Below are 22,060 nucleotides of genomic sequence, written 5' to 3' on the forward strand. Positions count from 1 at the left end.
CGCGTTCACCGGCCCGGATCGGCCCCGGGATCGTGCTTTTTCAGGCGGTAATGATATTTTCCGGCCATCACCATGCCCGCCCGCTCGTAAAGCGCTCGGGCGGCAAGGTTCCGCTCTGTCACCACGAGGGACAGGGTCTCAGCCCCCTGAGCCGCGGCCCAGTCGGCAGCAGCGGCCAGAAGATTGCCTGCCGCCCCGCGCCGACGCTGCGCCGGAGTGACTTCCAGCGCATGCAGCATTGCCTCGCCCCCGTGACAGGCCACGAAAACCGCCCCCGCGCTGCGGATGCCCAGCCGGGCCAGGATAGCAGTATGCGGCCCGGCCACGCGCTCCATCACCCGCACCCGCGCCGGACCGATGCCGCCCTCGGCCCAGAGATCGCGGACCATTTCCAGCGGCGGCCAGTGGGCAAAGGTGGCGAGTGGCGCAAGATCACGGCGCAGCACAGCGACCGGGGCGCGATAGGCGACCACCGGATCGATCATGTCATAGCCCCGGGATGCGAGCAGGGCGTCAAAGGCCTCACCCCCCGGGAAAACGACAAAAAGCGGCTCTTCCATCGCCGTTTCCGCGGCGCGCAGATCCGCGGCATCGGGCAGATCCGCCCCCTCCAGCGAAGCGGCTGAGACCCGCTTACCGCCGCCCGCCCCGTCGCGCAGCAAAAACCGCCCCAGCCGCCGAGTCGCAGCCGGGGGCCAGGTCGCCTCCATCAGCCCGGCCAGCGCAGCAGGGGTCATCCGAACAGGCTGACCAGACGCAGCATCGCCGCATCAAGCTGCGCGGGATCAGTGCCACGGATCACCAGATTGGTGCCGAAAGCCCCATTTTGCTGGAAGGGGTAAGAGCCCATGCTCAGATCAGGGAATTCCGCCGCAAGCCTGCCAAAGTCATCGGCAATCTCACCCTCGCCCCGCATCACCCGCAGGCTCTGCGACAAGAGCGGTGCGCCGCCGGTCAGACGTGGCAGCACCGAAGACAGCATGGCCTCAAAAATCGTCGGTACCCCGGCCATGACATGGACGTTTTTCAGAATGAACCCGGGCGCGACCGAGATCGGATTGTCGATCAGCTCGGCCCCGTCGGGAATGCGCGCCATGCGCTGGCGCGCCTCATTAAACGGCAGGCCCTGGCGCTGATAATGGGTGCCGAGCAGGTCCATCGCATCCGCGCGCAGCGAGATCCCGACGCCGAGCGCCTCGGCCACGGCATCAGCGGTAATATCATCATGGGTCGGCCCGATGCCGCCCGAGGTAAAGACGTAATCACAGGCCGCCGAAAGCGCCCGCACCGCCGCGACAATAGCGGCGGTGTCATCGCCTACCACCCGCGCCTCGGTCAGGCTGATCCCGGCCCGGGTCAGCTCTCCCGCCAGATACCAGAGATTGGAATCGCGGGTGCGGCCTGAGAGAATTTCATCGCCGATCACCAGCATGGCTGCGGTGGGATTGCGCATCGGGGGCCGCTCCTGATCTGCCAAAGGCTGGCCGGACTATAGCGCTGATGCGCGGAGTTTCTACCCCACCCCGCCAGAGGATATCTGCCGAAGCCCGGGGCCAGGCCCTGGCTCTGGCATTTTCTCTGCCCCGGGCCTATGTAATCGCGCAGAAAGCGAGGGGCTATGGATACGAGCGGCAGGATCACCAAAGATGGCATCCGCATCTACCAGGATGCAGATTTCGCAGGAATGCGGGTGGCGGGACGCCAGGTGGCCGAGATCCTCGATCTCTGTGGCCCTCTCGTCAAACCCGGCGTCTCTACCGCAGAAATCGATGATTTCATTCGGGAAGAGGTTGAGCGTCGCGGCCTGAAATCGGCCACGATCGGCTATAAAGGCTATCAGCACGCTTCCTGCATCTCGATTAACCATGTGGTGTGCCACGGCATTCCCGGCCCGAAAGTGCTGACCGAAGGCGATATTGCCAATATCGACGTCACCATTATCGCCGATGGCTGGTATGGCGATTCGAGCCGGATGTTTGTTGCAGGCAAACCGCCGCGCAAAGCCGAGCGGCTGATGGAAGTGACCCATGAGGCACTGATGCGCGGTATTGCGGCGGTCAGGCCAGGCAATACCTTCGGCGATATCGGCTTTGCCATTCAGAGCTATGTCGAGGCACAGCGCATGTCGGTGGTGCGCGATTTTTGTGGCCATGGTCTGGGCCTTGTCTTCCATGCGCCGCCGAATGTGCTGCATTACGGCCGTGCCGGCAAAGGCCCGGTGCTCGAAGAGGGCATGTTCTTCACCATCGAGCCGATGGTGAACCTCGGCCGCCCGGAAACCAAGGTTCTGGCCGATGACTGGACCGCCGTGACCCGCGATAAATCGCTCTCTGCCCAGTATGAACATACGCTCGGCGTGACCGCCGATGGCTGCGAGATCTTCACCCTCTCGCCAGGCGAGAAGTTCTTCAAAACCTGGGAATAAAATGGCTGCGACCCGGGGCACCCAGGCACTGACGAAGGCGGGTATCGCTTTTACCCTCCATCCCTATGCCTATGATCCCGGGGCCGAGAAGATCGGATTGCAGGCCTCGCAGGCGCTTGGCCTTGATCCGGATCTGACACTGAAATCCCTGATGGTTGAGGTGGAGGGGAAACCCTGTTTCTGCCTCATCCCCGCCGGGGCCAGCCTGTCGATGAAACGGGTGGCACAGGCCTTTGGTGGCAAGGCAGCCGCGATGATGCTGCCGGCAAAAGCCGAAAAGCTGACCGGCTATCATGTCGGCGGCATCTCGCCCTTCGGATCGATGAAACGCTGCCCGGTGGCGCTGGAAGAGGCGCCCTGCCGCGCGGAGAAGATCTGGATCAATGCCGGACAGCGCGGCCTCTTGCTGGGCATCGCCCCGGGCGATGCTTTGCACTTTCTGGGCGCGAAGGCGGTTTTGCTCAGCAGTTAAGCTATGCAAATTATGACGCAGGGTTGCACTTCCGTCATGGCAAATTGTCGCATATCCTGATTTCGAAGGCCGCAAGACCCGATTTGCGGCGAGGGAGAGCAGAATGAACGACCGCATCCGCTGTGAAAGCCTGAAATCCAGGGTAACAAGCGCCGAGCAGGCCGCGCGCCTGATTGCCGATGGCATGGTGGTGGGCATGTCGGGCTTCACCCGCGCGGGTGAGGCCATGGCAGTGCCGCTGGCGCTGGCTGAGCGGGCAAAGACCGAACCGCTGAAAATCACCCTGCTGACCGGGGCAAGCCTTGGCCATGACCTCGACAAGATCCTGGCCGAGGCGAAAGTCACGGCGCGGCGTATGCCCTTCCAGTCCGATCCGGGCCTGCGCCGGGCGATCAATCAGGGCGAGGTGATGTTCATTGATCAGCATCTCTCGGAAACGGTCGAGCAGCTGCGCCGTGGCCAGATTCCGGGCGTGGATGTGGCGGTGATTGAGGCGGCGGCGATCACCGCTGATGGCGGCATCATTCCCACCACTTCGGTCGGCAATTCCGCCAGCTTCGCCATTCTTGCCAAAAAGGTCATTATCGAGATCAACCTCTCGCAGCCGCTGAGTTTTGAGGGGCTGCATGATATTTTTATCCCGAGCTATTACCCCAACCGGATGCCGATCCCGGTGGTGACGCCGGACAGCCGGATCGGCACCCCCTCGATCCCGATTGATCCCGACAAAATCGCCGCGATTGTCATCACCGAAAAGCACGACAGCGCGGCCACCGTGGCCGAACCCGATGACGAGACCCGCGCGATTGCCGGCCATCTGGTCCGGTTCTTTGAGGGAGAGGTGGCGGCAGGCCGGATGACCAGCCGCCTCGCGCCGCTCCAGGCCGGGATCGGCTCGATTGCCAATGCGGTGATGCATGGGCTGATCGACAGCCCGTTTGAGGGGCTGCAGATGTATTCCGAAGTGCTGCAGGACAGCACGTTCGATCTGATCGATGCCGGCAAGCTGAGCTTTGCCTCGGGCTCGTCCATCACTTTGTCGGAAAAACGAAATGCCGAGGTGATGGCACATTTCGGGCGCTATAAATCAAAGCTGATCCTGCGCCCCCAGGAGATTTCAAACCATCCCGAAGTGGTGCGGCGCCTGGGGCTGATTGCCATCAATACCGCGCTGGAATTCGACATTTATGGCAATGTGAATTCGACCCATGTCATGGGCACGCATATGATGAACGGTATCGGCGGCTCGGGTGATTTTGCCCGCAATGCCATGCTCTCGGTCTTTGTCACCAAATCCGTCGCCAAAGGCGGGGCGATCTCTTCGGTGGTGCCCATGGTCAGCCATGTCGATCATACCGAGCATGATGTCGATATTCTGGTGACCGAACAGGGGCTGGCCGATCTGCGCGGGCTTGCGCCCCGCGAACGCGCGGTGCGCATCATCGCCCAATGCGCCCATCCCGAGCGCCGCGCCGCGCTTGCCGATTACTATGAGCGCGCGCTCAGCCGGGGCGGCCAGACACCGCATCTGCTGGAAGAGGCCTTCTCCTGGCATAATCGCCTGCGCGAAACCGGCCGGATGTAAGATCCGCAGCCCGGCCCTGCGGGGCCGGGCCTGGCCTCAGCCGGTTGCGCCGGTCTCCAGACAATGGCGGCGGAAGGCGCGTTTGAGCAGATCCAGTTCGGCCCGCAGCAGATCCAGCTCGGCGCGCAGATCCGCCGCGCTGTCAATGCCAGTGAGGATGGTGAAATGCGCCAGCGCAGTGCCAGGCTCAGCGCCGCTGCCGCCTTGCAGGATCAGAAAGGTCTGCGCCCCCTCTGACAAAGCCGTCGCCGGTATAGCAAAGCGCAAAGCGTAACTGCCCGGCTGGCCCGGCAGCGCTGTGACCTCTGGTGCCCCGATCGCCTGCCCGGCGAGGCTGACCTCGAGCCCGGGCGGCTGCGGCCCAGAGCCGCTCAGCACCCCCTCCCAGATCCCGGCCCGGATCCGGCTTTGCGTCACCTGCAGCTGTTCAGACATGCCCCGCCCCTCTCTACCGGTTCTCGCCGCTTATAATGCGGCGCGCGGCCGACGGCTGACCGTCAGGTCGCGCAGAGTGATCTGCGACATGGCCGGATCATCAAAGATCAGGTCGATCCACAGTTTTTCGATCCGTTTTTCGTTCACACCGCTATAGGCCATGTCGAAATCGACGCTCATCAGCCCGTCTTGCAGCTCCAGCTGGCGCGAGATCTGTTCGACATTCGGCCCGTGTTTAATGTTCAGCCTGACATAGACCGGGCGCGGCTTATCGCTGTCGATCTGCGCCTCAAGCCGGATCAGATGCCGCAGTTTCAGCCCTTCGGCCGCGCTTGCCGGCAGGTCCAGCACCAGCGACAGGAAGCTGCCGTCAAAGCGAAACACCTCGAGCCGCAATGCACAGGGCGCGGCATCGCCGGCCCCGCTATTGCTGAGCTGACGCAGGCAGATTTCGGGCTGACGACAATCGTGAAACAGCGTCGTCCCCTCTGACAGATCACTGCGCCCCGCGCTGACCGTGAGACCCGGCCGCGGCAGGGGACCACGCCAGGGATCGGGTCGCCAGTGCCAGTCGGTCCCGGCCTGATGGCGGCGCATCGCCTCGCCCTGCAGCGGCTGGGCGAGACGGAAGCCTGCCTCCAGCGCCATCTGGTCGAGCGCCTGCCGCGTCTGCTGCGCCATGGCCCTCAGCCCGCGCAATTCCCGCAGGCTCATTTCCGGCACCCGCGCGGCATTGCCCCGCCAGCGTGCCAGGGCGCGTTCGAGGATTATCCGGTTCAGCCAGAGCTGCAGCCGTGAGGCCATATTCCCGCCCTTGTTCCTGTCCGGCCCCAAGGCCGCCAGAGTAAATCACTGCATTAAAATCGCCACGATATCACAACAAAATCATCTAAATGCCAACCGCCCCGGGGCTGCAGCCCTGCGATTTTACCCGGCCTGGGCCGCAGCAGCCGTGCCGCCCTGATTGGCCCTTTGCATCGCGGCAATCGTGGCATCAAGGATCCGGCGTCCCGCAGCCTCGCTCAGCACCGCGCCCTCGGGCGCCATCACCGAGACCGAAACCAGCCGCCCTTTCAGCCCGAGCACCGCCCGCCAATAGGCCCCGGCATTGCGATCCTCGACCCGCAGCACCAGCGCCCCCTCTGAGAGCAGCGTTTTCGCCACCCGGACCGAGCCCGGCCGCCCGTCGCGCGCCAGCGCCGCCCGTCCCGGCGGGGACAGGAAATAATCCGACAAAGCCTTCGCGCCTGATTTCAGCACCGCCGACGAGCCCGGCGCCCCGACCGCAACAGAGATCAGGGCCGGATCAGCCGCAGATCCCGGACAGCGGCCCATCAGGATCACCGCGCTGTTGCCATTGTCATGGCTCGAGGCCTTATCCGCACAATAACCGCGCGGTGCGGTGGCGAGAATTTCCCCCTTCAGCAGGCTGAGTGTGGTCGGCTTCCCGCTGACACCCGGGCCCGAAGGGGCCACGCAGGCCGCCAGCAGCCACAGAAGCGGCAGCACCAGAAGACCACGACCCCACCCCCTGCCCGAGGCACGCGCCATCGCTGCAAAAGTCTCTGGATTTGCGGATTTCTGAACCATGCACCCTCTCGACCGGCATTAAAGAAGGCTTAAAGCCGCCAGGATCACAGGGCAAGCCCTGGCGGCGCACCCGGCCTGCAAGGCGAAGAGCCCACGACGAGGGCAGGGCTTCGGGCCACAGGCGCTTTCCCTTTGCCCCCCTTTGCGTTAATCCGGGCGCAACACGCCTTTCGCAAGCGGATAAAGCCGATGAAATTCACCCTGTCCTGGCTCAAAGATCACCTCGAGACCGAGGCTTCGGTCGAAGAGATCGCAGATACGCTGACTGACCTCGGCCTTGAGGTTGAGGGGATCGAGGATCCCGCTGCCACTCTCGGCGCCTTCCGCATCTGTAAGGTGATCGAGGCCAGCCAGCATCCGAATGCCGACCGTCTGCGGGTCTGCCGTGTTGCCACCTGGCCCGATGGCCCGGAAGGCGTGATGGAAGAGGTTCAGGTGGTCTGCGGCGCGCCGAATGCCCGCACCGGCCTGATCGGGGTTTTCGCTCCTGTCGGAACCTACGTGCCCGGCACCGGCGTTGATCTGAAGCCCGGCAATCTGCGCGGCGTCGATTCCAACGGCATGCTCTGCTCAGAGCGCGAGCTGGAACTGTCGGAAGATCACGACGGCATTATCGAACTGCCCGAAGATGCGCCGCTCGGCATGCGCTTCATTGATTACAAGGGGCTGAATGACCCGGTGATCGAGATCAAGATCACCCCGAACCGCCCCGATGCGCTTGGGGTGCGCGGCGTTGCACGCGACCTGGCCGCGCGCGGTTTGGGCCGGCTGAAGCCGCTGGACATCACCCCGGTCAAAGGCAGCTTCCCCTGCCCGATCAGCGTCGAAATCGACCCGGGCCTGAAGGTCAAAGGCGCACCGCATTTCGCCGGCCGCATGATCCGTGGCGTGAAAAACGGCCCCTCGCCGGCATGGATGCAGGCCCGCCTCAAAGCCATTGGCCTGCGCCCGATCTCGACCCTTGTCGATATCACCAACTATTTCACCTTCGCGCTGAACCGCCCGCTGCATGTGTTTGACACCGACCGGCTGGAGGGCAGCACGCTCAGGATCCGCCCGGCAGAAGAGGGTGAGACTCTGCTGGCGCTCGATGGCAAGACCTATGCCCTGCGCGCCGGCGATATGGTAATCGCCGATGCCCGCGGCCCGGAAAGCCTGGCCGGTATTATGGGCGGCGAGGAAACCGGCTGCACCGAAGAGACCGTCAATGTCTTCATCGAAAGCGCTTACTGGGATGCGATCACCGTCGCGGCCACCGGCCGTGCGCTGAAGGTCAATTCTGATGCGCGCTACCGCTTTGAGCGCGGTGCCGATCCGGCCTTCACCCTGCCGGGGCTGGAACTGGCGACGCAGATGATTCTCGATCTCTGCGGTGGCGAGGCCTCCGAAGTCGTTGCCGATGGTGCCGCGCCTGACACCAGCCGGGCCTATAAACTGAACCCGGCGCGGCTGATCAGCCTTGTTGGCATGGATATTCCCGAGGCCGAGCAGATCCGCAGCCTTGAGGCGCTTGGTTTCACCATGACCGGCCTGATGGCCGCGCCGCCCTCCTGGCGCCCGGATGTGCTGGGTGAGGCGGATCTGGTTGAGGAAGTCGCCCGGATCGCCTCGCTGACCCGGCTGAAAGGCGCGCCGCTGCCGCGCGTTGACGCCGGTGTGGCCCGCCCGATCCTGACCCCATTGCAGCAGCGCGAGAAGATCGCCCGCCGCCAGATCGCCGCGCTCGGTTATAATGAATGCGTCAGCTACAGCTTCATCGACCAGGCCTCGGCGGCTTTGTTCGGCGGGGGCAGTGATGCGGTGAAGGTCGAAAACCCGATTTCGTCGGAGATGAGCCACCTGCGCCCCGATCTGCTGCCGGGCCTGCTGGCAGCCGCGGCCCGCAACCAGGCGCGCGGCTTCATGGATCTGGCTTTGTTCGAGGTCGGCCCGGCCTTCCAGGGCGGTGAGCCGGGCGAGCAGCATGTTCAGGCCGCAGGCCTGCTGATCGGCCAGTCAGCACCGCGCGATCCTTTCGCCTCGCGCCGTCCGGTCGATGTGTTTGACGCCAAGGCCGATGCTGAGGCGGTGCTCGCCGCACTCGGCGCGCCTGCGCGGGTGCAGATCACCCGCAAGACCGCCTCCTGGTGGCATCCGGGCCGTTCCGGCCTGATCGGTCTCGGGCCGAATATGCTGGCCAGCTTTGGCGAAGTGCATCCGCGTGTGCTGAATGCGTTTGGCCTCAAGGGGCCAGCGGTGGCCTTCACCATTCTGCTGGCCAATATCCCGGCTCCCAAGGTGAAAACTCCGACCCGCCCAGCGCTGGTGAACAGCGATCTCCAGCCGGTTGAGCGCGATTTTGCCTTCGTGGTGGATGCCAGAACCGAGGCCCTGACGGCGGTGAATGCTGCCCAGGGCGCGGATAAAATGCTGATCGCGGGCGTGCGGGTCTTTGACCAGTTCACCGGCGAAAAGGCCGAGGCGCAGATGGGTGAGGGGAAAAAATCGATCGGCCTGACCGTGCGTCTGCAGCCGAGCGACAAGACCCTGACCGAGGCTGATATTGAGGCGGTCTCGAAAAAGATCATCGAGAAAGTCACCAAGGCAACCGGCGGCACGCTGCGCAGCTGAATGGCGTAAAAAGGGGGGCGTTGCCCCCTGCCCCCCGTCAGCGAGGGGCAACAAAAAAGGGCAGACAGGCCAGCCGCCTGTCTGCCCTTTTTTACATATCGCCCTCAGGGACCGGCGCGGCTCAGGCTTTCGGCTTGCCGCCGAACCAGCCCCGGACCCTTGCCCCAAAGCCGCGCGCGCCGGAGCGCATATCCTCGACGCTTTCGCTCACGCCATTTCTGGCACGCCCGGCCCGCACCATAGCCGGATCGACGATCCGCTCGCGGAAGCGGATAAACATGCGCCGGATCATCAGGATCAGCACGACCAGCAGCACCAGGACAATGATCGGCACCCAGGGGATGATGGTGACATCCGGCCCCTCGACCCGCTTCACCCCGACCGCATTGGGGAAGATGGTAAAGAAGGCATTGCGCCAGCCGTAATGCGTCACCGAGACCCAGACCGGGGCCTCAGAGGTTGAGGAGAGATCCTTTGCCTTTGTCTGCAGGCCAAAACTGTCGATCTTGAAATAGGGCGGCCAGCCCCAGCCGGTATCCTCATTGCGATATTCATGCGGACGGCCGCGTGCATCGACCGCATTGATGAAGAACACATCGCGCGAGGTGGAATTGACCATGCCCGCCTCAGAACGGGCCCAGAAGATCGAATTGCCGCCGATATCAACCCGGCGGTTTTCGGTGCCGACAATCCTGACGATGTCATGCTGCGGCAGGGTGTAATGCAGGAAACCACCAACGAGCAGCACCAGCATCAGCCAGAATGTCCATTTTACATAGCGCATCAGATCAGGACCAGTTCACTGTGAAGAAGATAAGGTTAAAGACGATCATCGGAACAATATAGATAAGCCAGAGCAGGCGGCGCTTCAGCCCCCGTTCATAGGCCTGCATCCCACGGTCTATAAAAGCCGCGCGGTCGCCCGTCAGTTCCCCGCTGCGCCAGTCTTTCTCAAGCTTTTCGCGGTGCAGCGCGCGCGCATAGACCGAGGCCAGCAGATAGCAGAGCGAAAGCCCGACCAGGGTGAAAAAGGCCAGCCGGATCCAGCCAATGATCATATCCCGCCCCCTTCAGCTGCTGCGCCGGGGATCTGCGATCCCGCGCCCTGCCCCCTTAGCCGCAGCGGTTTTGCCCTTCCCCGCGCGCCGAGGGGCAAAATCGTGCCGCCTGGCTGCATGATACCAGTTATACCCCGGCTTTGGGAAAATCCGCGACGAAATTGTCAGGTTGCACTTTCACGCCCTGTGCCAGCCCCCTCAGACTGCTCAGACCGGAATATTATCGATCAGCCGCACGCCGTCGAGCCAGGCCGCCGCCAGCATCCGGCGCGGGCGGCGCGGATCATCCGAGGGCATCAGCGTCGCGGCATCGCGCAGCTCGATATATTCGACTCGCTCAAAGCCAACCTCACGCAGCTTTTCTGCCGCCTCGCGGATTGCCATCCGGTCGGACTGTCCGGCGCGAATTTCCTCGGCCGCATGGGTCAGCGCCGCATAGAGCACCGGTGCCCTGGCCCGCCCCTCTGGCGTCAGCTGCAGATTGCGCGATGACATGGCAAGGCCATCTGCCTCGCGCACGGTTTCACAGCCCACCACTTCCACCGGCAGGTTAAGATCGGCCACCAGGCGCAGCACCACCTGCAGCTGCTGCCAGTCTTTCTGGCCGAAATAGCCCCGGCTGGCTTCGGTCATGCCGAAAAGCTTGGTCACCACCGTCGCCACGCCATCAAAATGGCCCGGCCGCATCCGCCCCTCAAGCGGCTCGGAGACCCCGCCCACCGAGACCGAAGTGATGAAGCCCTCAGGATAGACTTCCTCAACCGGCGGCGAAAAGACCAGATCCACCGGCACCGTCGCCAGCAAAGACGCGTCATTCTCCAGCGTGCGCGGGTATTTTTTCAGATCGTCAGGATTGTTGAACTGCTTGGGGTTCACGAAAATCGTGGTGATTACCCTGCTGCATTCGGCCCGGGCGCGGCGTGCCAATGACAGATGGCCCTCATGCAGCGCACCCATGGTCGGCACCACACCGATCACCTCGCCCGCAGCCCGCCAGGCCCTGACCTGGCTGCGCAGCCCGGCCACGCTCCGGATGATCGTCGTCATTACTTCTGGCCTTTTGCCGGCAGTTCATCGGGAAAGGAATGCTCAGGCCCCGGGAAGCTGCGGGCCCGCACTTCGGCGGCATAATCTGCAATCGCCGCATCAGCGGCCTTACCCAGTTCGGCATAGCGTTTGACGAATTTCGGGCGGAAATCAGTAAACAGGCCCAGCATATCATCGATCACCAGCACCTGGCCGTCGCAATGCACGCCCGCCCCGATGCCAACGGTCGGGATCGACAGCGCGGCCGTGATCCGGCCCGCCAGACCTTCGGGCACCTTTTCCAGCACCACCGAGAAGGCCCCCGCCGCCTTAACCGCACGGGCATCGGCCATCAGCCGGTCTGCCTCGCCGCCGCGCCCCACCACTTTATAGCCGCCCAGCGTATTCACCGATTGCGGCGTCAGGCCGATATGCGCCATCACCGGCACCGCACGCGCGGTCAGAAAAGCGATAGTTTCGGCCATATGCTGGCCGCCTTCCAGCTTTACCGCAACCGCGCCGGTCTCAACCATCAGCCGCGAGGCATTGCGGAACGCCTGTTCGGGCCCCTCCTCATAAGAGCCAAAGGGCATATCGACCACCACCATGGCCTTCTGCGCGCCACGCACGACGGCCCGGCCATGCAAAATCATCATCTCCATCGTCACGCCGATGGTCGAAGGCAGGCCATGCAGCACCATGCCGAGACTGTCGCCGACCAGCAGCATATCGCAATGCGGATCCGCCAGCCGCGCCACCGGCGTGGTATAGGCGGTGACCATAACCAGAGGGGCTTTGCCCTTCATCGCACGGATGTCGGGCGGCAGGACCGGTTTGAGAAAGGAGGTGGTGCTCATGGCTGGCAGTCCCGGTTAAGTCGCAACTCGGAGGCGAGGTGGCAGACAGGTCATCGGCACAGGCCGAGATCCGGGATTCATCACCGGACTGCCCGGCATATGGACATAGTGATCCGGCATGTGCAAGAAACTTGCGCCGCAATGCAGCACAAGCGGCCGGGGCAGAGCGCGACATTTTCGCCACTTCCCGCCCTGCCCGCCCCTTGACGCAGCCCTCTCGCCTGCGCCCAATGGGTCAACCACTTCTGGTTGCAGATAAAGGCTGAAGATGACCCAACCGCTCACCCTGCGCGTCTCGCGCGATGGCGTAACCCCCGATGTTGAACGCCCCGATCCCGCTATCGTTCTGGAAGGCGATCCCGTCCATACCACCTGGAGCCTGGAAGAGCTCGACGGGCTTTATGCCGGGATGTGGCAGGCCACCAAAGGCAAATGGAAGGTCTCCTATGCCGAATGGGAATATGTCTATATTCACGAAGGCCATTCGATCCTGACCGATAAAGACGGCAAAGAGACCCATCTGAAAGCCGGGGACAGCTGGCTGATCCGCCCGGGCTTTGAAGGCACCTGGGAAGTGGTCGAGACCACGCTGAAGGATTATGTCATCCGCGGCTGAGCCAGGCCGCCGCCCCGGGGCAGGCGCCCGATGAATAAGGGCCATCCCCCGGGATGGCCCTTTGATGTTTCAGCGCTAACCCAGGACCGGCTCAGGAGCGCTTTGCCACCTCAACAACCTCAGCGGCTGCGCATTGCTCCGGGTTCAGGCCCTGACGTTTGCACTGGCGCTGCCGCTTGGCCTCGGCCTTTACGGCCGCCTTGCGGGCAGCCTCCTCATCTTTCAGCTTTTTCTCGGCCGCATCGCGTTCTGCTGCGGCGATACGTTCCTGATCTTTGGCCTTTTTCGCGATATTCTCGGGGGTTTCCGGCACGGCACGGCCCCAGGCATCATCCATATAGGGGCCCTCGGCCGCGAGGCTTTCCTCAAGCGTGCGCACCTTCACTTTCGTGCCATTGGCAACCTCGTCATAGAGGCCGATCACATCCTGATTAAACATGCGGATACAGCCGGCGCTGGTGGCCAGACCGATGGCACGGTTGTCGATCGAGCCATGGATGCGGAACATCGTGTCGCGGCCACCGCGATAGAGATACAGCGCGCGCGAGCTGAGCGGATTGTCGAGCCCGCCCGGCAGACCACCGGCGAAGGCGGCATACATCTCAGGCTGGCGGCGGATCATATTGGCGGTCGGCGTCCATGAGGGCCAGTGCGCCTTGCGGCCGATATAGCCCTTGCCGCGGAAGGAAGTGCCCTCACGCCCGACGGCAATCGCATAGCGGGTGGCGCGGCCATCCGGCTTCACCCAATAGAGTTTGCGCGCGAAGACATCGACAACGATGGTGCCGGGCGCATCGGCATGGGGATAATCAACCTCGGTCTTGCGATGCGCTTCGGTCAGATATTGCGGCTCGACGGCAGGGATTTCATAGCCCCCGTCCACAAGCGCTTCATAACCGGCAACAGCTGCCGGCGCCTCTTCGATCTTTTCTCGGCTGCTGCAGGCAGCAAGAACGGCAAGCGCGGCAATGGCGAACAGGCGGGAAAGACTAAAATGCACAGGATATATCTCGTCTGAGGGTGGGCGCGAGTCGGAGCAGCCCGGGCGCCCGGGCAGAATTCAGCTTGCGCCATGCGCGGCAGGATCCGTCAAGCCCCCGGGCCGGAGCGCCCTGCAGTTTCCTGAAGATTCAGAAAATTCGCGGTAAAGTGTTGCGCCGCAATCACCCCTCGCCCCCGGATGGGATCTGGCACGACCAGAAGGAAGATTGCGGGTCTGGCTGGTGCTTCCGGATCCGGACCGGCATGTGCTGCGGGTTCTGCCCGGGCTGTGCCGGATGTGCCGGGTCGGAAAGCGTGGATGAGCTTAAGCAGCGGATCACCAGAAAATCCCCGGCTCGGGGCAAAGGCTGAAACCTGTATGGCTGCTGCATCACGAACGCAGCCGGTCAGGTTGCTCCGCTCAGACCGGCCGCGTCCGGCGGGCCAGGGGCTGCGCGCTCAGCTCCAGCGCTGCAGCGCCGCCTCATCGCTGTCCTTCGCCGCCACCCAGGAACTGCCTGCGGCGCTGATTTCTTTCTTCCAGAAAGGAGCGCGGGATTTCAGATAATCCATCAGGAAGTCTGCCGCCGCAAAGGCCGCGGCACGGTGCCGCGCCGCCGTCGCCACCATCATGATCGGCTCTCCCGGCTGCAGCCGGCCATAGCGATGGATCACCAGCCCCTGGCTCAGCTGCCAGCGCCTATGGGCCTCAGCCAGGATATTGCCGATCGCGCGCTCGGTCATGGCCGGGTAGTGTTCGATTTCAAGGGCACTCAGCCGGCCCTCCTCATCGCGGACCAGCCCGGTGAAGCTGACCACTGCTCCGGCGCCCGCGCTGCTGGCAGTGAACTGGTTCAGCATCGCCCCCGGATCGAAAGCCGCTTGCTGGATCACGATCTGCATGGCCGCCTCCCTGCTGTGCCGGATCAGCCGCCGGTCATCGGCGGGAAGAAGGCCACTTCCCGCACCCCGGCGAGAGGGCTGTCGAAACCGGCCAGCTCCTGATCCAGCGCGACGCGCAGCGCTGATATGTCTGAAAATGCCAGGGCATAACGCTCTTCCCGGGCCGCGAGTTCCTCGATCAGCGCCTGAACCGTGAGCGCTGAGGTCTCAACTTTTTCGCGCGGCAGGCCGATCCGCTCGCGCAGCCAGGCAAAATACAGAACCTCAATCATGGCTCATCCCGCAGATAAGGCTTTGCCTTGACGAAATATTCCCAGCCGGTGAGGGCAGTCAGGATCGCCGCCACCCAAATCAGGACCAGGCCGATGATATTCACAAAAGAGGCGCAGTCGCGCGTGCCACAGGCACGGACAGGATCTGCCAGCCCGCTGCGAACCGCTTCGGCATATTGCTCGACCGTCATGCCCTTCATAGCCAGAACATTCTGGGCCTCCAGCCCGGTGCCGAGGAAGAGGCAGGCAATCGCCACCATCTGCGCGGTGGTCTTCCATTTCGCCAGTTTCGTCACCTTCAGCGTACCGGCTTTGCCGCCGATGAATTCACGCAGACCCGAGACGAAGACCTCGCGGAACAGGATCACCGTGGCTGGCAGGATCAGCCAGGGATTCATGCCATTATAGCCGGTCAGCACCATGATCGCGATCAGCACCATCGCCTTATCGGCAATCGGATCAAGCATGGCACCGAATTTTGATTCCTGTTTCCACAGCCGGGCGAGATAGCCGTCAAAATAGTCGGTGATTGCCGCACCTACGAACAGCGACAAAGCCAGCCAGTCGGCCCAGGGCCGGTGGAAGTAGAGAAACATCACCGCAACACCCGGCGCTGCAAGCAGGCGCAGGAAGGTCAGCGTATTGGGAAGCGTCCATTTCATGGCGGCATTGGTAGCCCAAGCCAGGCGCGGGGGGAAGTCCCAGCCCGCCCGGCAAAGCAGGCGCGACCTTAATACATCAGATCTGTCCCCTCCGGGGCCAGACCACTCACGCAGTCGACGCGATGCGCGGCCCGCCAGCTTCCTGCCGGACCGTTCCCGGGAACCTGCCCCCGCGCTATTCTGCCGCCAGCACCTGGCGCTCGGGGCCGCGCAGCATGGTCAGCGCGTGATCAATCGCGGTCGCGCGGTCCATCAGCGCCTTCAGGCTTTCCGAGACCGAGGCCTGGACCTCATCGATCCGGTCAATGGTCGCGGTGAGGGCGGCCTGGCTTTCCTGGGTCTTGCGGCTTTCCACCCGGGCCAGAATGCGGATCGTATCAAGGCCAAGGATCATCCGGCGCAGATCCATACTGGCCTCGGTCAGGACCGAGGCGAGCCGGGCCGCCTCTTTCAGCGAGACCCGGGCCGAGACCTGACTGTCGCGGATCACCCCTTCCAGCACCTGGCCTTCGACCCGGCGCTCATCGCCGTCAAAATCGGGCTCATCACGCTCGGACTGATAAAGCGCCACCAGCTCGCCCTGGAGCCGCGAGGTTCCGGCCAGAATCAGGCTGCGCCGCACCGCAATGGCCATCTGGCCACAGAGATTGCCCTTACCCGAGACAAATTCTGACAATCGGCGGGAAATCTCTTCCGAGGAGCTTTTGTAATTCACCGAGATCTGGCTGATCGGCCCGCCCTGGGGCTCAAGCCTTGCCGCCACGAGGCGCATATTGACCGGCAGCAGCACCAGATCAGAAAACTGCGCCACCAGCCGCGCCTGTTCGGACAGGGTCTCGGTCAGCAGCGACAGCAGTGAGGCGAGAGCCTCGGTCGCGCGGTCAACCGGGCGTTTGAGCTGCAGATCGCGCGAGCGGATCTCGACCGCCAGAGCCTGGGCCGCGAAAGCATCATAGCTGGCAAAACCAAGCGCATTCAGCCGCGACAGCAGGATCTGCGAAGAAGCCTCGGCCGTAAGCCCCTCAGTTTTTTCGCGCTCGCGCAAAGCGGCATATTCGCTGCGGATCTGGGCAAACAGCGGGCCCGAGGGGCGCAGCCGCACCGAAAAATACCCGCCCTCGCAGGGCATGGCCGCAGCCAGAACCCAGTAATAGCCGCCATCCGCCTTTTTATTCTTTACATAGCCGACCGCCGGTTCGCCCGCTTTCAGCATCTGCCAGAACAGATGAAAAAAGCCTTTTGGCATATCGGGATGGCGGATCACCCGATGCGGGGCGCCGATCAGTTCGGCCCAGGGTATGCCCGCCATCCGGCGAAACACCGAATTGCCGGAGCGGATCAGCCCCCGCGTGCAGGTGCGGGAATAGATCAGTTCAGAGAAAGCGAACTCGGCCTCCCCCCCCTCTGCCAGATCGGAAAAAGCGCTCACCTCTGCCCCCTTGCTCTGTGCCGGGGATCATCTTCGCAGCCAGAGGTTAAGAACCCCTTAGCCGCCACCGGGCGGCTCATCACCCCGCCGCCCGAGGCCGGGCCCCATGCCCATCCCCATGCCACCCCCCGCCGCGAGGCCAGCGCCACCCGCTCCGCCACCGCCACCGCTACCACCGGCGCGCTCGCCACTGCGGCCGGACCGGCCACCGGATGCGGCGGGCCGCGTCGGGCCCTGCGAGGGGATCCCGACCCCCTCCGGCACCGGCTCCAGATCAAGAGCCTTGCGGATATAATCGCGCAGCGAGACCACCAGCTCTGCGGTCGGCACCGGGCGGCCTTCGGCCATATCCCGGGCGGCGCTGGCCGCCAGCCGGACCTGATCTTCGGTGCCGAGCAGGATGATATCTGAAAGCGCCGCCTCAACCGCATCCCTTATGGCACGGCTGCGCTCCTGGCGCGCGGCCGCACTGGCCACCACCGAGGTCTCGGCCCCCTCGGCCTCCAGCCGTGCTTTCAGATCGCGCAGATGGGTCGGATCCACCGTCAGGCTGCCGGTGAACGAGCCGCCGAGGGTCTTATAAGCGGCGATCAGCACCCGCAGCCGCTCATTGATCTGGCGGTTCATCCTTTGCTGGCGCTGCTGGATCGTCAGCATCATCAGAATGCGGATCCCCATGCCGATCAGTGTGACCAGCAGCAGGCCACCAAGGGTGCTGAGCACACCCTGCCAGGAGGAAAAGTCCAGAAACCGCATACCACCTGCTCCCGCTTTAGCGTTTCGGACATCCCGCCGGCTCAGACCTGACGCCGGCCCGGATGCCGATTTCAGTCGTGATGGAAGAAATTGTAAACTGTCTCAGCCATTGCGGCCGAAATTCCCTCGACCACCATCAGATCCGGTAAAGCCGCGCGGCTGACCGCCTTGGCCGAGCCGAAATGCGCCAGCAGGGCCCGCTTACGCGCCGCCCCAACCCCTGGCACCTCGTCCAGCGGGGTGGCACCCACGGTTTTCGCCCGTTTCGCCCGATGCGCGCCATTGGCCCAGCGGTGCGCCTCATCGCGCAGGCGCTGGATGAAATAGAGCACCGGATCATTGCGCTGCAAAGCAAAGGGGCGCTGTCCGGGGCGATAAAACTCTTCTTTGCCATGGTCGCGGTCAATGCCCTTGGCCACGCCAATCACCGCCAGATCCTGCACCCCCAGATCGCCAAGAATCTCCATCACCGCCGAAACCTGGCCTGCGCCGCCATCGATCAGCAGCAGATCGGGCCAGGTCTCGGTCTGGCGCTCGGGGTCTTCCTTCATCAGCCGCTCAAAGCGCCGGGTCATCACTTCGCGCATCATGCCAAAATCATCGCCGGCCGCGCCCGCCTCGCCCTTGATGTTGAATTTGCGATATTGCGACTTCATAAAGCCTTCCGGCCCGGCCACCACCATGCCGCCGACCGGATGCGCACCCTGGATATGCGCGTTATCATAGATCTCAATCCGCTCCGGCATCGCCTCAAGGCCAAAGGCCTCGGTCATCCCCTCCAGCAACCGCCGCTGCGTCGCCGATTCCGACATCCGCCGCGCCAGGCTTTCGCGGGCATTGCGCGCCGCATTCTCGACCAGCGCGGCCTTTTCACCACGCTGCGGCACCGCCAGCTCGATCCGGTGCCCGGCGCGCTCAGACAAAGCTGCGCTGACCAGATCGGCATTCTCCAGCTCATGTGACAGCAGGATCAGCCGCGCCGGGTCTTTATTGTCGTAAAACTGGGTCAGGAAGGCCTCGAGGATCTCGGCCTCTTCCGCGCCTGAGCCGGTGCGCGGGTAGAAATCCTGATTGCCCCAGCTCTGATTGGCGCGGATGAAGAAGACCTGCACACAGGCCTGACCATGTTCGAGATGGACCGCCACCACATCCGCCTCGGGCACCGAACGCGGGTTGATGCCCTGGGCGGTCTGTACCGCCGTCAGGGCCTGAATCCGGTCACGCAGGGCGGCGGCGCGCTCAAATTCCATCTCATCCGAGGCCTGCTGCATCTGCCCCGCCAGCTCGGCCTGCAGGTTTGAGCTTTTGCCCGAAAGAAAGCGCTCGGCATCCCCGACCAGCGCGTCATATTCGGCTGACGAGACTTTCCCCACGCAGGGCGCGGCGCAGCGTTTGATCTGATATTGCAGACAGGGCCGGGTACGGCTGGCAAATATACTGTCCGTACAGTTGCGCAGCAAAAACACCTTCTGCAGCTGGTTCAGGGTACGGTTGACCGCCCCCGCGCTGGCAAAGGGGCCAAAGTAACTGCCCTTTTCCTTACGCGCGCCACGGTGCTTTTTCAGCTGCGGAAAGTCATGTCCCTTGCCGATCAGGATATAGGGGAAGGACTTATCATCCCGCATCAGCACATTGTAGCGCGGCTTCAGCTGCTTGATCAGGTTTTGCTCCAGCAGCAGCGCCTCGACCTCGGTCCGGGTCGAAAGAAACATCATCGACGCGGTTTCCGAGATCATCCGCTGAATCCGGCCCGAATTCCCGGTGGGTCGCGCGTAATTCGACACCCTCGCCTTCAGATTGCGCGCTTTGCCGACATACAGCACTTCAGAGGCGGCATTGAGCATGCGGTAGACCCCGGGGCTGCTGTCGAGCAGCCGCAGATAGTCCTGGATGACGTCATATCCGCTGCGGTCAGGTCTGGTCATGGCACGGGTCCGGAAAAGCAAAACAACGAGAGCGGGGCCTCAGAGCGATTCTGCCCCCCGGCTGCAATGAAGCCAGGCCCCGGGCAAGAGGGAAGAAGTCCACGGTTTCTGTGGATAACCGCGAGGAAAAACTTTCGTGAGCGTCAATATTCCCTTGTTTTAAAGCGTGATCCAACGATTGCCTGTTTTTTAGGCAGTTTATTAAATCACTGAAATAAAAAGAAATTATTTTACAACCTGAGCAAAGCATTGAGATACATAGGGATTTCGTCACAGCGCTGTTACCTGAAGGGCTACGGTGTACAACTTACGCAGCTTCCCTGTCTGAGCCGGGTCCGGAGCCGCAATGCGCCGCCTCAGGCGACGAATCCACCCCCTGCATCTGGCCTGAAAAACCGCAAGCCCTGGCGGTGGATCAGAGTGTCGCATCAAGGCTCTGGCGGGGTACCGGTCTTTTGCCTTATTCGATCCCGAGGATGTCGGGGGTCTTCCAGCCGAGGTGCTGGCCACCATCGACCGCGATCATCTGCCCGGTGACGCCGGGACTGTCGAGGAAGAAGCCAAGGGCAGCCGTAATGTCTTCGGGATCGGAGCCTCGTCCCAGGATTGTATTGGCGCGCTGCGCCGCGAAATGCGCTGGCGGCTGATGCGCGCCGATCAGCGTCGGCCCCGGGCCGATGGCATTCACCCGGATCTGCGGCGCCAGCCCCTGGGCTGCGGTCCGGGTCAGCGCCCAGAGCCCCATCTTGGCAATCGTATAGGTCGAGAATTCCGGCGTCGGCTTCCAGATCCGCTGATCGAGCATATTCACCACCAGCCCCGAAGCCAGCGGCTCGCCGCGCGCGTCGCGTCCCGGTGGCGGGCATTGCCGGGCAAAGCCCTGGATCAGCACATAGGGTGCGCGCAGGTTAGAGCCGATATGACGGTCCCAGCTTTCGCGGGTCGCGGTGTCGATCCGGTCATATTCAAAGATCGAGGCATTGTTCACCAGCACCGTCAGCGGCCCGAGGGCGGCAACCGCCCGCCCCACCAGGGCCTCGCAGGCCTCTTCCTGCAGCAGATCCGCCTGTAATGTCACCGCCCGGCGGCCCATGGCGCGGATTTCCCCGGCCACTTCCCCGGCCTCCGCGGCAGAGCCCGCATAATGCACTGCCAGATCATAGCCGCGCCCGGCCAGATAAAGCGCCATGGCCCGGCCCAGCCGGCGTCCGGCCCCGGTGACGAGGGCCACGCTCATGATTTTCGCCGCCGGCAGTCACAGGCGGCCTTGCCCAGCTGCGGCCGGCCACAATCGTTGCAGATCACCACCCCTGCCCCACCCCGCTTCTGCAGGGGCTTTGCCCCGGCGCGCCGCCCCATCAGCCGGGCATCCGGGAACAGCAGCTTGCCGATCATGCCGACCAGCGCCATGGCACAGAGGAATACCAGGATTATTTTCCAGATCATGTTACAGCCCGTAGCGCGACATCATCACGCGCTCCTCAATACTCGCCATGCTTTCCTCTGCCAGCGCGAGACCAAAGCGGTTCAGCAGACCCTTTTTCCGGCCGAGCGGCTGCAGGCGCAGTTTTGCACCATAGCGCGCCTCAAGGAAGGGCTGCAGATGCGCCAGGCCATCGGCAAGGCCCAGCTCAACCGCCCGGGCCCCCAGCCAGATATCGGCATTGAACAGATCCGCGCCTTCAGCCAGTTTTGCGCCACGCCGCGCCTTGACCCAGGCGATGAAATTCTCATGCAGCGGGCCAAGCAGGGCCTCGATCCGCGCGACATCCGCCTCGGTCTCGGGGCGGAAGGGATCGCCAAATCCTTTGGAGCGCCCGGCGGTATGCACCCGGCGTTCGATACCGTGCCGGGCAATCAGCTCGTGAAAGCCAAAGCCCGAGGAAATCACCCCGATCGAACCGAGGATCGAGCTGGCATCGACCTGAATGTCATCCGCCGCACAGGCCAGCCAGTAGCCCCCGGAGGCAGCCACATCCTCGACAAAGGCATGGACCGGAATTTTCTTCTGATCGGCCAGCCGGCGGATCCGCGCGGCAATCAGCGCGCTCTGGGCCGGAGAGCCGCCGGGCGAATTGATCACCAGCGCCACCGCAGCGGGTCTGCCCCGGGTAAAGGCGCGCTCAATCAGCGGCGCAAGGCCCGCATCATTCAGCGCTCGCGCCCCGGCACCGATCTGGCCCTGCAGCCGGATGACCGGCACGAAAGGCGGCTTTTTCACGAAGGGAAGGAATTTACGCATGATCCAGAGCTAAGGGCTCAGCGGGCTGCGGGCAAGGGTCTCGCACCGCTGCCTTTCGCCCAGGATTTCCGGTGCATTACCCGATAGCGGTGACGGCAATCACTGTTCCATATGCAACACCCCCTGCCTGCTGCGCAGATAAGGGTGGTGGCGGCCGTAAAGCCCCGGCAGAATAGGGCGGATACAGGTTTATGTGTGAATGTGCCAGGAGTGCGC

The 22,060-nt window shown here is 63.5% G+C and carries 24 protein-coding genes; 5 read left to right on the forward strand and 19 right to left on the reverse strand.

Features of this window, described 5'->3' with window-relative positions:
* Window positions 1–5 precede the first annotated feature (5 nt).
* Entirely contained in the window at window positions 6–737 is a 732-nt protein-coding gene (locus H0485_RS00785) for a GNAT family N-acetyltransferase (RefSeq protein ID WP_226933416.1), read from the reverse strand.
* A complete protein-coding gene (locus tag H0485_RS00790; protein WP_226933417.1) occupies window positions 734–1,453 on the reverse strand; it encodes a competence/damage-inducible protein A in 720 nt (239 codons plus the stop codon). The genes H0485_RS00785 and H0485_RS00790 overlap by 4 nt, the downstream gene beginning before the upstream one ends.
* 165 nt (window positions 1,454–1,618) lie before the next feature.
* On the opposite strand from H0485_RS00790, the gene map reads away from it, so the two are divergent.
* The 3 genes from map to scpC all read left to right on the forward strand — a co-directional run bounded on the left by map (window position 1,619) and on the right by scpC (window position 4,482).
* Window positions 1,619–2,425 carry a type I methionyl aminopeptidase gene (map, locus tag H0485_RS00795; protein ID WP_226933418.1) on the forward strand — a complete coding sequence of 269 codons (807 nt, stop codon included), beginning with the start codon at window positions 1,619–1,621 and terminating at the stop codon, window positions 2,423–2,425.
* A gap of 1 nt (window position 2,426) precedes the next feature.
* Window positions 2,427–2,897, forward strand: a complete 471-nt coding sequence (locus H0485_RS00800; RefSeq protein WP_226933419.1) for an aminoacyl-tRNA deacylase — start codon at window positions 2,427–2,429, stop codon at window positions 2,895–2,897.
* Between the two features lie 103 nt (window positions 2,898–3,000).
* Window positions 3,001–4,482 (forward strand): succinyl-CoA:acetate CoA-transferase ScpC, encoded by a 1,482-nt coding sequence (gene scpC, locus H0485_RS00805; RefSeq protein ID WP_226933420.1) that lies wholly within the window; start codon window positions 3,001–3,003, stop codon window positions 4,480–4,482.
* 36 nt (window positions 4,483–4,518) lie between these two features.
* Here scpC and H0485_RS00810 read toward each other — a convergent pair whose 3' ends face one another.
* The 3 genes from H0485_RS00810 to H0485_RS00820 form a co-directional block, all read right to left on the reverse strand.
* On the reverse strand, window positions 4,519–4,917 hold the full coding sequence (locus tag H0485_RS00810) for a hypothetical protein (protein WP_226933421.1): 399 nt from the start codon (window positions 4,915–4,917) through the stop codon (window positions 4,519–4,521).
* A gap of 30 nt (window positions 4,918–4,947) precedes the next feature.
* Window positions 4,948–5,721, reverse strand: a complete 774-nt coding sequence (locus H0485_RS00815; RefSeq protein ID WP_226933422.1) for a DUF6478 family protein — start codon at window positions 5,719–5,721, stop codon at window positions 4,948–4,950.
* Between the two features lie 123 nt (window positions 5,722–5,844).
* Window positions 5,845–6,507, reverse strand: a complete 663-nt coding sequence (locus H0485_RS00820; RefSeq protein WP_226933423.1) for a hypothetical protein — start codon at window positions 6,505–6,507, stop codon at window positions 5,845–5,847.
* A gap of 189 nt (window positions 6,508–6,696) precedes the next feature.
* On the opposite strand from H0485_RS00820, the gene pheT reads away from it, so the two are divergent.
* Complete coding sequence (gene pheT / locus H0485_RS00825; RefSeq protein WP_226933424.1) at window positions 6,697–9,117, forward strand: phenylalanine--tRNA ligase subunit beta; 2,421 nt, start codon at window positions 6,697–6,699, stop codon at window positions 9,115–9,117.
* A 121-nt stretch (window positions 9,118–9,238) separates the two neighbouring features.
* Here the strand turns inward: pheT and H0485_RS00830 are convergent, their stop codons facing one another.
* The 4 genes from H0485_RS00830 to panB form a co-directional block, all read right to left on the reverse strand.
* Window positions 9,239–9,901 carry a DUF1523 family protein gene (locus H0485_RS00830; RefSeq protein WP_226933425.1) on the reverse strand — a complete coding sequence of 221 codons (663 nt, stop codon included), beginning with the start codon at window positions 9,899–9,901 and terminating at the stop codon, window positions 9,239–9,241.
* 4 nt (window positions 9,902–9,905) lie between these two features.
* Entirely contained in the window at window positions 9,906–10,175 is a 270-nt protein-coding gene (locus H0485_RS00835; protein ID WP_226933426.1) for a hypothetical protein, read from the reverse strand.
* A gap of 207 nt (window positions 10,176–10,382) precedes the next feature.
* On the reverse strand, window positions 10,383–11,222 hold the full coding sequence (panC, locus tag H0485_RS00840; RefSeq protein WP_226933427.1) for a pantoate--beta-alanine ligase: 840 nt from the start codon (window positions 11,220–11,222) through the stop codon (window positions 10,383–10,385).
* The gene (panB, locus tag H0485_RS00845) at window positions 11,222–12,058 is read right to left on the reverse strand and encodes a 3-methyl-2-oxobutanoate hydroxymethyltransferase (RefSeq protein ID WP_226933428.1); all 837 of its coding nucleotides are present in this window, start codon (window positions 12,056–12,058) and stop codon (window positions 11,222–11,224) included. Before panB ends, panC begins: the two co-directional genes overlap by 1 nt.
* 268 nt (window positions 12,059–12,326) lie before the next feature.
* Here panB and H0485_RS00850 point away from each other — a divergent pair, with 268 nt between their 5' ends.
* Window positions 12,327–12,674 (forward strand): cupin domain-containing protein, encoded by a 348-nt coding sequence (locus H0485_RS00850; protein WP_226933429.1) that lies wholly within the window; start codon window positions 12,327–12,329, stop codon window positions 12,672–12,674.
* Window positions 12,675–12,765: 91 nt separating this feature from the next.
* Here the strand turns inward: H0485_RS00850 and H0485_RS00855 are convergent, their stop codons facing one another.
* The 10 genes from H0485_RS00855 to H0485_RS00900 all read right to left on the reverse strand — a co-directional run bounded on the left by H0485_RS00855 (window position 12,766) and on the right by H0485_RS00900 (window position 21,844).
* On the reverse strand, window positions 12,766–13,674 hold the full coding sequence (locus tag H0485_RS00855; protein ID WP_226933430.1) for a L,D-transpeptidase family protein: 909 nt from the start codon (window positions 13,672–13,674) through the stop codon (window positions 12,766–12,768).
* A gap of 440 nt (window positions 13,675–14,114) precedes the next feature.
* Entirely contained in the window at window positions 14,115–14,558 is a 444-nt protein-coding gene (locus H0485_RS00860; RefSeq protein ID WP_226933431.1) for a molybdenum cofactor biosynthesis protein MoaE, read from the reverse strand.
* A gap of 23 nt (window positions 14,559–14,581) precedes the next feature.
* The gene (gene moaD, locus H0485_RS00865; protein WP_226933432.1) at window positions 14,582–14,830 is read right to left on the reverse strand and encodes a molybdopterin converting factor subunit 1; all 249 of its coding nucleotides are present in this window, start codon (window positions 14,828–14,830) and stop codon (window positions 14,582–14,584) included.
* A complete protein-coding gene (gene pgsA, locus H0485_RS00870; protein WP_226933433.1) occupies window positions 14,827–15,492 on the reverse strand; it encodes a CDP-diacylglycerol--glycerol-3-phosphate 3-phosphatidyltransferase in 666 nt (221 codons plus the stop codon). Before pgsA ends, moaD begins: the two co-directional genes overlap by 4 nt.
* Window positions 15,493–15,667: 175 nt before the next feature.
* A complete protein-coding gene (locus H0485_RS00875) occupies window positions 15,668–16,921 on the reverse strand; it encodes a PAS domain-containing protein (RefSeq protein WP_226933434.1) in 1,254 nt (417 codons plus the stop codon).
* A gap of 57 nt (window positions 16,922–16,978) precedes the next feature.
* Window positions 16,979–17,677, reverse strand: coding sequence for a hypothetical protein (locus H0485_RS00880; RefSeq protein WP_226933435.1), 699 nt, complete (start codon window positions 17,675–17,677; stop codon window positions 16,979–16,981).
* Between the two features lie 71 nt (window positions 17,678–17,748).
* Window positions 17,749–19,602, reverse strand: a complete 1,854-nt coding sequence (uvrC, locus tag H0485_RS00885) for an excinuclease ABC subunit UvrC (RefSeq protein WP_226933436.1) — start codon at window positions 19,600–19,602, stop codon at window positions 17,749–17,751.
* Window positions 19,603–20,062: 460 nt separating this feature from the next.
* Entirely contained in the window at window positions 20,063–20,839 is a 777-nt protein-coding gene (locus H0485_RS00890) for an SDR family oxidoreductase (RefSeq protein WP_226933437.1), read from the reverse strand.
* Entirely contained in the window at window positions 20,836–21,048 is a 213-nt protein-coding gene (locus tag H0485_RS00895) for a hypothetical protein (protein ID WP_226933438.1), read from the reverse strand. The genes H0485_RS00890 and H0485_RS00895 overlap by 4 nt, the downstream gene beginning before the upstream one ends.
* Before the next feature lies 1 nt (window position 21,049).
* Complete coding sequence (locus H0485_RS00900; protein ID WP_226933439.1) at window positions 21,050–21,844, reverse strand: S49 family peptidase; 795 nt, start codon at window positions 21,842–21,844, stop codon at window positions 21,050–21,052.
* Window positions 21,845–22,060 lie beyond the last annotated feature (216 nt).

The organism is Pseudogemmobacter faecipullorum (assembly GCF_020539525.1).
GTDB lineage: Bacteria > Pseudomonadota > Alphaproteobacteria > Rhodobacterales > Rhodobacteraceae > Pseudogemmobacter > Pseudogemmobacter faecipullorum.